This window comes from Winogradskyella immobilis (assembly GCF_021887715.1).
Classification (GTDB): domain Bacteria; phylum Bacteroidota; class Bacteroidia; order Flavobacteriales; family Flavobacteriaceae; genus Winogradskyella; species Winogradskyella immobilis.
In genome coordinates this window covers 33,505-47,436 of the sequence record NZ_JAIQXX010000014.1, presented here as the reverse complement: position 1 = coordinate 47,436, position 13,932 = coordinate 33,505, and the positions used below count along the sequence as shown (strand labels likewise).

Genomic DNA, 13,932 nt, shown 5'->3' with positions numbered 1-13,932 from the left:
AGAAAAGGTTGAAAACTTTATTTAAATTTAATCTAAATAAAGTTTGATAAACTTAAATTCTATTTTAAATTTGCAATCGAATTTTAAAATCTATTTATAATAAGTCTAAATAAAAGTAATGAAGAAAATAACATTAATACTAGTTCTATTTGTAGGTTTATATACTTACTCGCAAACTGTTAGAGATTCCATAACATTTGATCCTCAAAAACAGCAAAATGCTGCCCAGAGTATATTATCAGGAAATTATGGTAAATCGGTTATCGTTAGTGCTTATGGTGAAATTACATATAACCAACCAGAGGCTGATAACGGAGAGTTAGACATACAAAGGTTAGTACTGTTATTTGGTTATAGATTTAATGATGAAGTTCAATTTGTAACAGAAGTAGAAATAGAGCATGTTAATGAGGTATTTGTAGAACAAGCATTTGTAAATTATGCTATTGAACCTAATGTAAGTTTAAGAGGTGGATTAATGTTGGTGCCTTTTGGTATTATAAATGAGTTTCATGAGCCCACTACGTTTAATGGTGTAGAAAGGCCAGCTGTAGATAATATTATAGTTCCTACCACTTGGAGAGAGCTTGGAGTTGGTGTTGTTGGTCGTTTTAACGATTTGTCATTAGGCTATCAAGCTTATGTTTTTAACGGATTTAGATCTGCGACTCCTGATGGACAAGGAGGTGTAAACGGTCTACTAAGAGGTAGTAATGGGTTAAGAGGCGGACGCCAACGTGGTATACAATCTACTGTAAATAGTCCTACTTTTTCTGCAAAATTAGATTATTACGGATTGCCAGGACTTCGTATAGGTTTATCAGGTTATTATGGACAAACCCAACCAGAAGATGAAATTGATACTATTGACGGTACTGAAATTGGAGTAGCTATGGCTGGTTTAGATGCACGTTATGCTTATCAACGTTTTACAGCTAGAGGACAATTTGTTTACGGTTCTCTTTCAGATACTGAGGCATATAATAATTTAACAGGAAGAGATTTAGGTAGTAATTTGTTGGGTTGGTATTTAGAAGCAGGATATAATTTATTACCAATAGGAAACAAACAAAGATTATTTGCCTTTGCTCGTTATGAACAATATGATACACATGCTAGTACTTCTGGAAGCCTTGTTAGAAATGATGCTTTTAATAGAAATGACTTAACAACAGGTTTAAGTTATCATATAGCACCAGGAGTTGTTGTTAAAGGAGATTATCAGTTTAGAGATAATGCATTATCAGGAGCTGATGTGGCGGATAGACTAAACTTTGGGATAGGAGTTTGGTTCTAGAAAATGATTTAAAATAGTGTTAGTTGGTCAATATTTTATAGCTGGTATTAAAAGTAATTTTAGTATTAGCTATTTGGCTTTTAATGCTATTAAATAACTTGAACTAAATTTGCAATTCAGTAAAAAAGATAAAAATGAAAATTAAACAGCTTACCATTCTTTTATTTACAGTACTAAATTTTACATCTGGACTTCCTCCAAAGCTTCAAAAAAAAGTAGATAAAGTTATTAAATCAACATATGAAATTGAAGATTTTTCATTTAATGCTATCACTATTTCCCCTAAAGTTGCAAAAGAATTACCCTCTAAATTTGGAAACGATAACCTTTTTAAAATAGAATCTCAAAATATGGATCACGGTTATGCTTATGTTGCTAAAGCTCCGAGTAAAACAGCACAATACGATTATTTAGTATTAATAAATCCAGAGTTATCGGTAGTAAAAGCAAAAGTATTGATATATCGTGAAGAGTATGGAGGAGAAATAGGAAGTAAACGTTGGTTAAAACAATTTATTGGAAAAACTCAAAACGACCAATTTCGTTACGGAGATAATATTGATGCCATTGCTGGTGCAACAATTTCGGTAAGATCAATGACTAATGCTATGAACGATTTAATGCAGTCCTTAAAAATATTAAATGCTAAGGGTATTTTATGATAAAATTAAATGGCCTTATAGAGACTTTCCCTAAAGAATTAAAACTACTTATACTAGCTTTTATTACTGTTTTAAGCATAGGGTTTTATACAGGATTGTTATTTGTAAATGAGACATCTTCTACAAATCCTGAAGGTATAGAAACACAGTATTTGGGTAATGAAGAAAACCCTGAAGCTAAAGTAATGAAGTTCAAAAAGAATGAACAACAGATGCTTACTTTAATACATGGACATGTTCTATCAATGTCTATCATCTTTTTTTTAACAGGACTAATACTGATAACAACCCGTTTAAATATTAAATTAAAGCTTTTTTTACTTATAGAACCTTTTATTTCAGTTATACTTACATTTGGTGGGCTTTATTTCTTATGGAAGGGAATGTTATGGGTTAAATTTATAGTTATGTTTTCTGGTATTTTAATGACGTTTTCATATTCAATAGCCGTTTTAATAATTCTAAAACAATTATTAAAAACTAGAGTTAAACTCAGATAAAAAGCCTAAATTTGCACGCAATTATATTTTAATTGCACCATGACAGCACACGAAAATAAAGTTTTAGGAGAAGGTCTTACTTACGATGACGTTTTATTAGTCCCAGCTTTTTCTGAAGTACTTCCAAGAGAAGTTAGTATTCAAACAAAATTTACTAGAAATATTACAATAAACATACCTGTGATTTCTGCAGCTATGGATACTGTAACGGAGAGCAAAATGGCTATTGCTATGGCTCGAGAAGGTGGTATTGGAGTGTTGCATAAAAACATGACGATTGAGCAACAAGCTGCTAAAGTGCGTAAAGTAAAACGTGCAGAAAGCGGTATGATAATAGACCCGGTAACACTACAAATGGATGCGGTTGTAGCAGATGCGAATAATGCGATGCGAGAACATAGTATTGGAGGGATTCCTATTGTTGATGCTAATGGCACTTTAAAAGGAATTGTTACCAATAGAGATTTACGTTTTGAGCATGATAATAATCGTCCTATTGTTGAGGTAATGACGAGTCAAAATTTAGTAACAGCACCAGAAGGGACTTCATTAAAAGATGCTGAAAAAATACTTCAAGAGCATAAAATTGAAAAATTACTTATTGTTAAAGGAGATAAATTAGTAGGGCTAATTACATTTAGAGATATTACTAAAGTGACTCAAAAGCCAATTGCTAATAAAGATACTTATGGACGATTGCGAGTAGCAGCTGCAATTGGTGTAACGGGAGATGCTGTAGATAGAGCAGAAGCTTTAGTAAATGCAGAAGTAGATGCAGTAGTCATAGATACAGCTCATGGCCATACCAGAGGAGTGGTTTCAATTTTAAAATTAATTAAAGCAAAGTTTCCGACTTTAGAAGTTATTGTAGGCAATATAGCTACAGGTGAAGCTGCTAAATATTTAGTAGAAGCAGGAGCAGATGCTGTAAAAGTTGGTATTGGACCAGGTTCAATTTGTACAACACGAGTAGTCGCTGGTGTTGGTTTTCCTCAATTCTCTGCAGTATTAGAAGTTGCAGCAGCTATAAAAGGAAGTGGAGTACCAGTTATCGCAGATGGAGGTATTCGTTATACAGGTGATATACCTAAAGCTATTGCTGCTGGTGCTGATACTGTAATGTTAGGGTCACTCTTAGCAGGAACTAAAGAAAGTCCAGGAGAAACCATTATTTACGAAGGACGAAAGTTTAAATCGTATCGCGGTATGGGTTCTGTGGAAGCGATGAAACAAGGGAGTAAAGATCGTTATTTTCAGGATGTTGAAGATGATATTAAAAAGTTAGTGCCAGAAGGTATTGTTGGTCGTGTACCATATAAAGGAGATTTATACGAGAGTATTCATCAGTTTATAGGAGGTTTGCGAGCAGGAATGGGTTATTGCGGAGCAAAAGATATTGAAACATTGAAAGAAAATGGTCGTTTTGTAAAGATTACCGCAAGTGGTATTAATGAAAGTCATCCTCATGATGTAACAATTACTAAGGAAGCGCCTAATTATTCGAGATAACAAATTCCTGCGCAGGCAGGAATCTTTTATAGGTAACTTATATTTAGATTCTGAAACAAGTTCAGAATGACACAAGACACGTATTTTGGCAAAATTGATTTGTTATCCTGAATTTATTTCAACATCTCGAAGTTTGTCTAAATCACCCAGCAATATTTTTCAATGCCTTCACCAAATCATCAATATCTTTTTTGGTAATGTACATGCCAAAAGAGATACGTACTCCATTTAGTCCAAAAGTTGACATTGGCCGTGTGTCAATACCGTAATCGTTAGTTAATTGATTTTTTACATCAGCAACATTTTTACCAACCAATTCTACAGTTTGTATAGCGCAAGATAAACGATCATCTTCAGGCGATTTTAATTTAAACTTAGGATTATCTTTTAATTGATCTCTAAAATAATGCTTTAGCTCATAAGACCGTTTGGTAATTTTATCTTTTCCTATCGCATTATGAAATTCTACAGCTGCTCCCAAGCCTAAATATTCAGGTAGATTTCTAGTATTGTAGTTTTCTAGCCTACGAATAGTTTCATTCTCATAGCCATGAGCAACAATTAGAGGTTTTAAATGATGTTGGCTACTCTGTTTGGCATAAAAGACACCTATGCCTTTGGGTGCAAACAACCATTTATGCGCACTAGCTGTAAAAAAGTCACAACCTAAATCGTGTAAATCAATAGAGAACATACCTGCACTTTGGGCTCCATCTACAGCAACTAAAATGCCTTTTTTGTGTGCCATTTCACTAACTTCTTTTACAGGTAATATCATGCCATTAGTATTTACAATATGGCACATAGAAATAATTTTTGTTTTCGGTGTAATTGCTTTTTCATATACAGCAACAATTTCCTTTACTGTTTTAGGCGTAACAGGTAAAACAGGGCGCACTAATTTTACCCCTTTTGTTTCTTGCCAAGCTTTCCAAGGAATAGTGCCACTAGCGTGCTCGTGATTAGCAAGTATAATCTCGTCTCCGGCCTTTAGGTCAAAACTTTTAGCTATGAGGTTAAACCCTTCAGTAGTATTATGTGTAATTGCAATTTCTTCTTCAGAGACAGAGAATAAACCTGCTACTTTTTCACGTACCCTTTCTTTTTCATTACTCCAACCTCCCCACATATATTTAGAAGGAAATCCATTTAAGGTTGCAGTAAAAGCATCCGTAGCCTCTTTTATTGGTTTTGGAGAAGATCCTAAAGAGGCATTATTAAAGTAACGCAATCCAGGAGCAAAATGAAATTGAGATTTTATATTTTCCCAAAACGTTTCAGAATCATCTTTTGTTTTTTTAAGATCAAATGCTTCAAGAGTGCCTGTAGAACCTTGAGCAGTTAAATGTGGAAATAATATAGAAGCTGCAGTGCCTGTAGCTATAGTTTTTATAAATGAACGACGATTAGATAAATTCATAATTAAGTTTTATACGAAGCTTAAATGTATTGAATAAAATTGAATCTAATAAAACCATGACTATATTTTTAAACTAAGACATTGTATCTTTACTTCTTAAATGAAACATTCATTATTAAATTTTGATCACACAGCGAGATGGTAATTTGAATGTTACATCTGACAATTAAGAAACAATAAGTATTATCAGATGAAAGATTACGATTACATTATAACTGGGGCTGGAGCATCAGGATTATTATTAGCCTATCGTATGGCTAAAGATTCTTTTTTTGATGATAAACAGATTCTTATTATAGATCAATTAAAAGATAAAGGTAATGACAGAACTTGGTCCTATTGGGAAGAAGGTAAAGGAGAATGGGATAACCTTATTAGTAAAAGTTGGTCTAAAATCTATTTTGGAAGTCCTTGGTTTTCTAAAACCATTACATTAGAATCTTACAGCTATAAAACATTGCAAAGTGGTGTTTTTTATAAAACATTATGGAAGATAATCAATGCAAAAGATAACTTTTCATTTATTAATGATGAAATCAAATCTTTTAAGCCTTTAGATAAAGGTGTCTTAGTTTCTGGAGTAAATGGAAATTACTCTGCATACAAATTGTTTAATAGTCTTGTTTTAAATAACAGCTATTTAACACAGCAAAAATATCCAGTATTACAACAACATTTTTTAGGTTGGTTTGTAAAAACAAAGTCAAATGTTTTTGATGACACAAAAGCTACATTTATGGATTTTAGCGTAGAACAAAAACAGAATACACGCTTTATGTATGTGTTGCCATTTGCTAAAGATTATGCCTTGTTTGAATATACTTTATTTTCTAAAGATCTTTTAGAAAAATCTGAGTATGAAGATGTAATTAAAGAATATTTGCAAAAAGAAGGAGTAGAAGATTATAACATATCAGAAAAAGAATACGGCACTATACCAATGACAGCTTATAAGTTTAAGCAATACAATTCAACCCATATTTTAAATATTGGCACTGCTGGCGGTTGGACCAAAGCAAGTACAGGTTATACCTTTAATAATACTTCTAAGAAAACAAAAGAAGTTATTTCGTATTTAAAACAATCGTCCGATTTGTCAAAATTCACTAAGAAAACAAAGTTCTGGTTCTATGATCTTATTTTCTTAGATGTTTTAGCGAATCATAATAAAAGTGGAGCAAAACTGTTTTCGAGCTTATTTAAAAAAACCAATGTAAAAACCATTTTCAAATTTCTAGATGAAGAATCTTCTTTGTTACAAGATTTAAAAATTATATTGGCTGTACCTCCAAAGCATTTTATTAGTGCTTTTTTTAAGCGCCTATTTTAACTTTGATATACTTGACCGCGATGTGGTTTTAATGCATCTCGTATGGGTTTCATCTCAGATTCATCTACAACTAAAAATGCCAAACTATGCATATCACTTAGGGTTTCAACACCTGTAACTGTTATATCTAATTGCTCTGCTTTTATGTATTCTTTTAGATGAATTAAATGATGTTCTGCCACTTTTTTTGCCGTAGGACCTCTAAAATCCCAAATCAATTTTAACCTACGCATTTGCAACTGAAATTCCGTGTTCTACAAAGTTTTTAAAGTCTGTCATATATTTTAGAGATTGCTTTTTAAACGATCTAGGCATTAATAAAAGCATTAACGACATTTTTAAGTTTGTTGAACTAAACTCGATATGTGATGTCCATTTGGTAAAACCTTCTGGGGTCGTTTCAAAATAGTTGTGCTGTATATTTCTAACTCCTTTAGTGGTATAATTAACATGAAACTCATTAGGAAAGTTTCGTTTTGTAATGGTTTCTGTAAGTTCCATATTTCTTTTTCCAAAACGATAAATAAGTTTCATTTTTCCTCCAAGTTCCCTAAGCGTTCCAGACATATGTTCAACACTAATTAATCCTTCTTGCCAATGTTTAAGATTATCTGTAGCATCTAATTTTTCAATAACTTCTATTATTGGTTTTTCAATAATAATATTATGAGTGTATTTCATAGTTTATAAAGATAATTGTTTCAAAATTAAAAAGTATTAAAATATAAATTGAAAATAGTGGTTATCATTATGGTTATAAAACTAGTTTTTTTAGGTATTTATGTTATTTTTGAAGCTATAACTTATGTCGGTGTTTATTCTAATAAGATATAAGAATTACCGATATATTTTCAATATAACATAACTGAATTATTATTATGAATATTAGAAACATATGTATTGTTCTCTGTGCGTTTTTATCGTTCGTAGTATCATCTCAGAATGATAACGAAACCTTATTGACTATTGAAGGAGAAGCGATTAATGTAGGCGAGTTTTTAAGATTATATAACAAGAACTTAGACCTAGTTAAAGACGACTCACAGAAAGATATTAATACGTATTTAGAGTTATTTATAAATTATAGGCTAAAGTTAAAAGAAGCGCAACGTTTGGGTCTAGACAATGATGCCAATTATAAAAAAGAATTCACCAGTTATAGAAAACAATTGGTAAAAAATTATATATCAGAAAATAAAGTTACGGATCAATTAGTAAAAGAGGCCTATGATAGATTGCAATACGATATTAAAGCATCTCATGTACTAATATTAAAAAATCCAGAGCAGCAAGATACATTAACAGCTTATAATGAACTATTAAAGCATAGAGATTTATTACTCAAAGAAGGTTTTGAAGCAACGAAGAATAAAATCCATAATGGATCTTCAGTTTTAGTCGAAGATTTAGGGTATTTCTCTGCCTTTAAAATGGTTTATGATTTTGAGTCTGTTGCATATAAAACCAAGCCAGGTACAGTATCTATGCCTTTTAAAACAGATTTCGGGTATCATGTTGTAAGAGTAGATGAAAAAAGACCTTCTCGCGGTACGGCTACTGCAGCACATATAATGATTAGTTTAAATCAAAAAGATTCACTTGTAGATCCTGAAACTAGAATCAACGCGGTTTATAAGAAATTACAACAAGGAGAATCTTTTGAAGCATTAGCAAAGCAATTTTCGGATGATAAAAGCTCATCTAGAAATGGAGGAGAATTAAGACCTTTTAAAAGTGGTCAGCTAAGCTCAATTGCTTTTGAAGATGCAGTATTTGGTATTAAAAAACCTGGAGATTTAATTGGGCCTATACTAACAGATTACGGTTGGCATATTATTAAACTAATTAAAATAGAGCCTATACCTAATTACGAAGAAGCTAAAAGAAACATACAAGCGCAAGTTAAAAGAGACTCACGTTCTAAATTAATTAATAGCGCAATGGTAAAAGAATTATCACAGCGTTATACTATTAACAAAAATGACACTACAGAAGACTATTTTATTAACACGATTAAACCGAGTTATTTTGCAGGACAACTTCAATTACCAGAAGATTTTGATGCAAATACTTTAGTCCTTTCTGTAAACGATTCTATATATACTTATGGCGATTTTATACAACACTTAAAATCTAAACAACGAACTTATATGCGAAAAAAGGTTGCTATAAAAGACTTAGTGAGTAAAGAATTAAATTTATTTATAGAAAATAGCATATTAAAATATAGAGAAGATAATTTAGAAGATGAAGATGAAGCATTTGCAGAAGTCCTTCAAGAATATAGAGATGGATTACTACTTTTTGATTTAATGGAAAAAGAAATTTGGAACAAGGCGGCCAAAGATACTGTAGGACTTAAATCGTATTATGCAGAACACACATCTAACTATATATGGAAAGACCGTATTGATATGATAATGGCATCAACAAGTGATAATGAAACAGCTGTTAAAGTTCAAAATTATTTAAAAGTAGGTAAAAAAAATACCGAAATTGAGAAGATTTTAAACTCTGATAAATCCCAAAAAGTCATTTTCACGAAAGGAATCTTCGAAACTTCTAATGATAAACTGCCACAGACATTGGTTTTAGAAGAAGGTGTTTCTAATGTGTATGTACATAACGAAGGATTTCATGTATTACAAATTAATAAAGTTTTAAAATCTAAGCCTAAAACTTTAGAAGAGACTAAAGGAACGGTTATTAACGATTATCAAAACCATATTGAAAATCAATGGATTGATGGATTAAAAAAACGATTTAAAGTTAATGTCAATAAAGATGTATTGTTTAAACTTAAATCTAAAATCAACAATTAAATTGAAAAATTTAGTAATCATTATTTTAATACTTACTGTTTTTACTTCGTGCAATTTTTATAAAAATGAAGCTAAAGAAAATGCTATAGCCCGTGTTGGTGACAATTATTTATATACTTCTGATTTAAATGGAGTTATTCCAGAAAATGCATCTAAAACGGATAGTGCTATAATTGCTAATAGTTATATTAACAGATGGGCTAGTGCGCTATTATTAATGGATAAAGCACAAGTTAACCTTCCGGTTAGTCAACAAAATAATTTTGAAGATTTGGTGAGTCAGTATAAAAATGATTTATATACTAACGCCTATTTAGAAGCTTTGGTTACTAAAACAATAGACACTTTAGTAGGAGATAGTGAAGCTAAATTATTTTATGAAAAGAATAAAGAATCATTTAAACTAAATGATGATTTAATAAAATTCAGGTACGTTAATATTCCGCAGAATGCGGTAAATATAGAAGAGATAGAAGATAGGTTTAAAAGCTTTGAATATAAGGACAAGATGTTTTTAGATTCTATTTCGGTTCAGTTTAAAACCTATTCACTAAATGATTCAACCTGGATCAAAGCTAATCAGGTGATTGTCAAAGTTCCTGTAATAACTCAAAAAAATAAACAAGAACTGTTAAAAAAATCTAATTTTATAAGGCTCAAAGATTCATTAAACCTATATTTGATTCAAATTAATGAGGTGCTTTCGCAAAATGATTATGCACCGCTAGATTATGTTAAACCATCCATTAATCAAATTGTGATTAATAAACGTAAACTAGAGTTAATTAAGGAATTAGAAAATGATATTACCAAAGATGCTATTAAAAACAAACAATTCGAAATTTATGATTAAAGAAGTGGCGCTACTAGTTTTTGCACTTTTTTTTAATTTCAGTTTAGGGCAAGAAATTATAAAAGAAGAGAAAAAAATTGCAAGTTTAAATAAACCTAAATCTGATAGTAATAGAGTAAAAGCCGATGGTGTGGCTGCTGTTGTAGGAGGTAATATCATTTTAGAATCTGATTTAGACCGAAGTATAGCACAAATTAAGGCCCAAGGAGGTGATCTAGGAGAGACAACGAGATGCCAACTTTTTGGTAAAATTTTAGAAGACAAGCTCTATGCACATCAAGCGGTGCAAGATAGTATTACGGTTAACGAATTACAGATACGATCTCAAATAGATCAGCAAATAGAAGGCATATTGCCTAATTTCAATGGTTCAATGGCAGACTTACTTAAGTACTATAAAAAGAACTCAGAAGATGAACTTAGAGAAGAGATTTATGAGATTAATAAGAGTACTTCTTTAGCAAATCAAATGCAAGAAAAAATTCTTGCAGATATAGAGATTACACCAGAAGAAGTACGTCAATTCTATAATAATCTTAAAAAAGAAGGATTACCTACATTTGGTGTAGAACTTAATGTTGCTGAGATTGTAGTTATTCCTGAGGTTACAGAGGCTTCTAAGCAAGAAGTAATAAATAAACTCAAAGAATACAAAAGAGATATTGAAGAAAATGGTGCCAGTTTTACAACAAAAGCTTTGTTTTATTCGCAAGATGGTTCTAAAGTTGATGGAGGAAAGTTACCTACCATGAATAGAAAAAGACCAAGAATGGTTAAAGAATTTAGGGATGTTGCGTTTTCTCTTAGAGAAGGAGAAATATCAGAGCCTTTTGAGTCTCCTTTTGGATATCATATTGTTTTTCTAGAAAAAATTAGAGGACAAGAGTATGATGTGAGACATATTTTATTACGCCCTGAAATCACCCAAGACGCTATTGAAAAAGCTAAGAAAGAGATTGATGAAGTAAGAGCTAAAATTACTGATGGCTCTATAAGTTTTGCTGACGCAGCTAGAGAATTTAGTGATAGAAAAGAAACAAAGTTTGAAGGAGGGAAATTAATAAATCCTGTAACTCAAGATTTTAATTTTGAGTTAACAAAGATGGATACAGATATATATACACAAATTCAAGATTTAAAAGATAATGAGATTAGCGATGTAATTCAAGATCAAGATCGTGAAAATCCTATTTTCTTTAAATTAGTAACAGTTACAGATCGTATAGACGAACATGAAGCAGATTTTGCTAGAGATTATTTAAAAATTAAGCGTTTAGCATTGCAAAACAAACATTTTGATGCTATAGGAAAATGGCAAAAGGAGACTATAGAATCGACATTTATTAAAATAAATGGAGAATATAGAGATTGTGAGTTTACTAGTAATTGGTTAAAAAAAGAATAGTACATGTCAGATGTCTCTACTATTGAAAGCTTTGTAAAAAAATATAAAAGCTTAAAAAAGGAAATCGCTAAAATTATTGTTGGACAAGAAGATGTAGTAGATCAGATACTAATCTCAATTTTCTCAGGTGGTCACTCACTTTTAATCGGTGTACCTGGTTTAGCAAAAACTCTAATGGTTAATACTATTGCTAAAGTCTTGGGGTTAGATTTTAAACGCATTCAGTTTACACCAGATTTAATGCCGAGTGATATTCTTGGTAGCGAAATATTAGATCAGAATAGAGAATTTAAGTTTATAAAAGGGCCAATTTTCGCTAATATCATTTTAGCGGATGAAATTAATAGAACACCTCCAAAAACACAAGCTGCTTTGTTAGAAGCAATGCAAGAGAGAGCTGTTACAGTTGCAGGTCATCAATATAAATTAGCATTACCTTATTTTGTTTTAGCAACTCAAAACCCAATAGAACAAGAAGGAACTTATCCCTTACCAGAAGCACAATTAGATCGCTTTATGTTTGCAATTAATTTAGAGTATCCTTCGTTTCAAGAAGAAGTAGATGTTGTGAAAGCAACAACGACAGATATTCAGTTAGAGGTAAACGCATTGTTCACTGTGCAAGAAATTATAGATTTCCAGAATGTCATAAGGCGTATTCCTGTAGCAGATAATGTTATAGAGTATGCGGTGTCTATGGTAAGTAAAACGAGGCCAAATACATCTACTGCTGCAGATTTAGTTAAAGAGTATGTAGATTGGGGTGCAGGCCCAAGAGCATCTCAAAACCTCATACTAGCGGCAAAAACACACGCGGCAACTCACGGAAAATTTTCACCAGATATAGAAAATGTCCAAGCTGTAGCAACTTCTATATTGCGCCATAGAATTATAAAAAATTATAAGGCAGAAGCCGAAGGTATTTCAGATCAAAAGATTATAGAAAGCTTATTTTAATAGTAAAGACATAGTATTACATTTGTACTATGTTAGAATCTCGTCAACGAATATATGGTTTAGACCTAATTAGGGCATTAGCTATTATATTAGTTATTGTTTCTCACTGCACTTATATCTTACCAGAATTTAATTTACAACTAACCAGAGCTATTCGACTTTTAGGAGCGACAGGAGTTGATATATTTTTTGTTTTAAGTGGTTATTTAATAGGAGGTTTATTAATAAGAAACCTAGAAACTGGTAAGACTAGATTTAAAGATTTATTCTATTTCTGGAAACGTAGATGGCTGAGAACATTACCAAATTATTTTGTGGTTTTAATACTAAATATATTAATATTGATATTTTTAGGAGCAGATTTAGTTGAAAATTTATGGCTTTACATTCCATTTTTTCAAAATTTCACAAATGCACATCCAGATTTTTTTACTGAAGCCTGGAGTTTGTCTATAGAAGAATACGCCTATATAATATTACCTTTAATTATTTATGTAATTCTTAACTTAAGAAAATATAAAGATCCTGTAAAGTGTTTTTTTTATACCACACTTGTTGTAATTATTGTATTGTTTATTTTAAAAATAAAGTTCTATAATACTACGTATTTATCATCCTATAGTGAGTGGAGTAGTATGTTTAGGAAAGTAGTCATCTACCGTTTAGATACTATATATATTGGTTTTATTCTTGTATATTTTAATAAAACATTCTCACAGTTTTTAAGAAAAAACAAAACGGCTTTATTATTACTAGGAGTATTTATTTTTGTAGGATTACATTTATTAATAATAATCAATAACTATCAACCGGAGACTCATTTGCTTTTTTATTCGTATATCTATCTTATAGCAATAAGTATAAGTATAGCTTTGGTATTTCCTTTTGTAATTTATTTAAAAAGTCAAGAGAGGATAAGACCTTTAATTCAGTATATAAGTATAAGATCTTATGCTATTTATTTAATTAATTACTCATTGGTTTTATTAACATTAAAACGATTTTTCAATTCATCATTAATGACTTTATTTCTATATATTATGCTTACAATAGTACTGTCAGAATTATTGTTTAGATACGTAGAATTAGCATTTTTAAAATACCGAGATCGAAAATTTCCTAAATAGAGCAATTCTAAAACTAGTAATTAAAAATGATAATTTTCATAATTGAAATC

At 31.0% G+C, this 13,932-nt stretch carries 13 protein-coding genes; 10 read left to right on the top strand and 3 right to left on the bottom strand.

Going from position 1 to position 13,932, the window contains the following annotated elements; all coding sequences use genetic code 11:
• Window positions 1-118 precede the first annotated feature (118 nt).
• The 4 genes from K8Z87_RS10620 to guaB all read left to right on the top strand — a co-directional run bounded on the left by K8Z87_RS10620 (window position 119) and on the right by guaB (window position 3,968).
• Window positions 119-1,297, top strand: coding sequence for a porin family protein (locus tag K8Z87_RS10620; RefSeq protein ID WP_227477535.1), 1,179 nt, complete (start codon window positions 119-121; stop codon window positions 1,295-1,297).
• Between the two features lie 134 nt (window positions 1,298-1,431).
• The gene (locus tag K8Z87_RS10615) at window positions 1,432-1,959 is read left to right on the top strand and encodes an FMN-binding protein (protein ID WP_227477534.1); all 528 of its coding nucleotides are present in this window, start codon (window positions 1,432-1,434) and stop codon (window positions 1,957-1,959) included.
• Window positions 1,956-2,459, top strand: a complete 504-nt coding sequence (locus K8Z87_RS10610; protein ID WP_251059577.1) for a hypothetical protein — start codon at window positions 1,956-1,958, stop codon at window positions 2,457-2,459. Before K8Z87_RS10615 ends, K8Z87_RS10610 begins: the two co-directional genes overlap by 4 nt.
• A 39-nt stretch (window positions 2,460-2,498) precedes the next feature.
• The gene (gene guaB, locus K8Z87_RS10605) at window positions 2,499-3,968 is read left to right on the top strand and encodes an IMP dehydrogenase (RefSeq protein WP_227477533.1); all 1,470 of its coding nucleotides are present in this window, start codon (window positions 2,499-2,501) and stop codon (window positions 3,966-3,968) included.
• 142 nt (window positions 3,969-4,110) lie between these two features.
• On the opposite strand, the gene K8Z87_RS10600 is transcribed toward guaB, so the two are convergent.
• Window positions 4,111-5,388, bottom strand: coding sequence for an aminotransferase class V-fold PLP-dependent enzyme (locus K8Z87_RS10600; RefSeq protein WP_227477532.1), 1,278 nt, complete (start codon window positions 5,386-5,388; stop codon window positions 4,111-4,113).
• A 190-nt stretch (window positions 5,389-5,578) separates the two neighbouring features.
• Here K8Z87_RS10600 and K8Z87_RS10595 point away from each other — a divergent pair, with 190 nt between their 5' ends.
• Window positions 5,579-6,718, top strand: coding sequence for a lycopene cyclase family protein (locus K8Z87_RS10595; protein WP_227477531.1), 1,140 nt, complete (start codon window positions 5,579-5,581; stop codon window positions 6,716-6,718).
• Here K8Z87_RS10595 and K8Z87_RS10590 read toward each other — a convergent pair.
• Together K8Z87_RS10590 and K8Z87_RS10585 are read right to left on the bottom strand one after the other, a co-directional pair.
• Window positions 6,715-6,951, bottom strand: a complete 237-nt coding sequence (locus K8Z87_RS10590; RefSeq protein WP_227477530.1) for a hypothetical protein — start codon at window positions 6,949-6,951, stop codon at window positions 6,715-6,717. The genes K8Z87_RS10595 and K8Z87_RS10590 overlap by 4 nt on opposite strands.
• Window positions 6,944-7,399 (bottom strand): SRPBCC family protein, encoded by a 456-nt coding sequence (locus K8Z87_RS10585; protein WP_227477529.1) that lies wholly within the window; start codon window positions 7,397-7,399, stop codon window positions 6,944-6,946. The genes K8Z87_RS10590 and K8Z87_RS10585 overlap by 8 nt, the downstream gene beginning before the upstream one ends.
• Before the next feature lie 197 nt (window positions 7,400-7,596).
• On the opposite strand from K8Z87_RS10585, the gene K8Z87_RS10580 reads away from it, so the two are divergent.
• From K8Z87_RS10580 to K8Z87_RS10560, 5 genes are read left to right on the top strand one after another with little or no spacing between them, the layout of a single operon-like run.
• Window positions 7,597-9,540 (top strand): peptidylprolyl isomerase, encoded by a 1,944-nt coding sequence (locus tag K8Z87_RS10580; protein WP_227477528.1) that lies wholly within the window; start codon window positions 7,597-7,599, stop codon window positions 9,538-9,540.
• Window position 9,541: 1 nt separating this feature from the next.
• The gene (locus tag K8Z87_RS10575; protein ID WP_251059576.1) at window positions 9,542-10,393 is read left to right on the top strand and encodes a peptidyl-prolyl cis-trans isomerase; all 852 of its coding nucleotides are present in this window, start codon (window positions 9,542-9,544) and stop codon (window positions 10,391-10,393) included.
• Window positions 10,386-11,798: a peptidylprolyl isomerase gene (locus K8Z87_RS10570; protein WP_227477527.1), complete on the top strand. Its 1,413-nt coding sequence runs from the start codon at window positions 10,386-10,388 to the stop codon at window positions 11,796-11,798. Before K8Z87_RS10575 ends, K8Z87_RS10570 begins: the two co-directional genes overlap by 8 nt.
• 3 nt (window positions 11,799-11,801) lie before the next feature.
• Window positions 11,802-12,755 carry an AAA family ATPase gene (locus tag K8Z87_RS10565; protein ID WP_227477526.1) on the top strand — a complete coding sequence of 318 codons (954 nt, stop codon included), beginning with the start codon at window positions 11,802-11,804 and terminating at the stop codon, window positions 12,753-12,755.
• 29 nt (window positions 12,756-12,784) lie between these two features.
• The gene (locus K8Z87_RS10560; RefSeq protein ID WP_227477525.1) at window positions 12,785-13,882 is read left to right on the top strand and encodes an acyltransferase family protein; all 1,098 of its coding nucleotides are present in this window, start codon (window positions 12,785-12,787) and stop codon (window positions 13,880-13,882) included.
• Window positions 13,883-13,932: the final 50 nt, after the last annotated feature.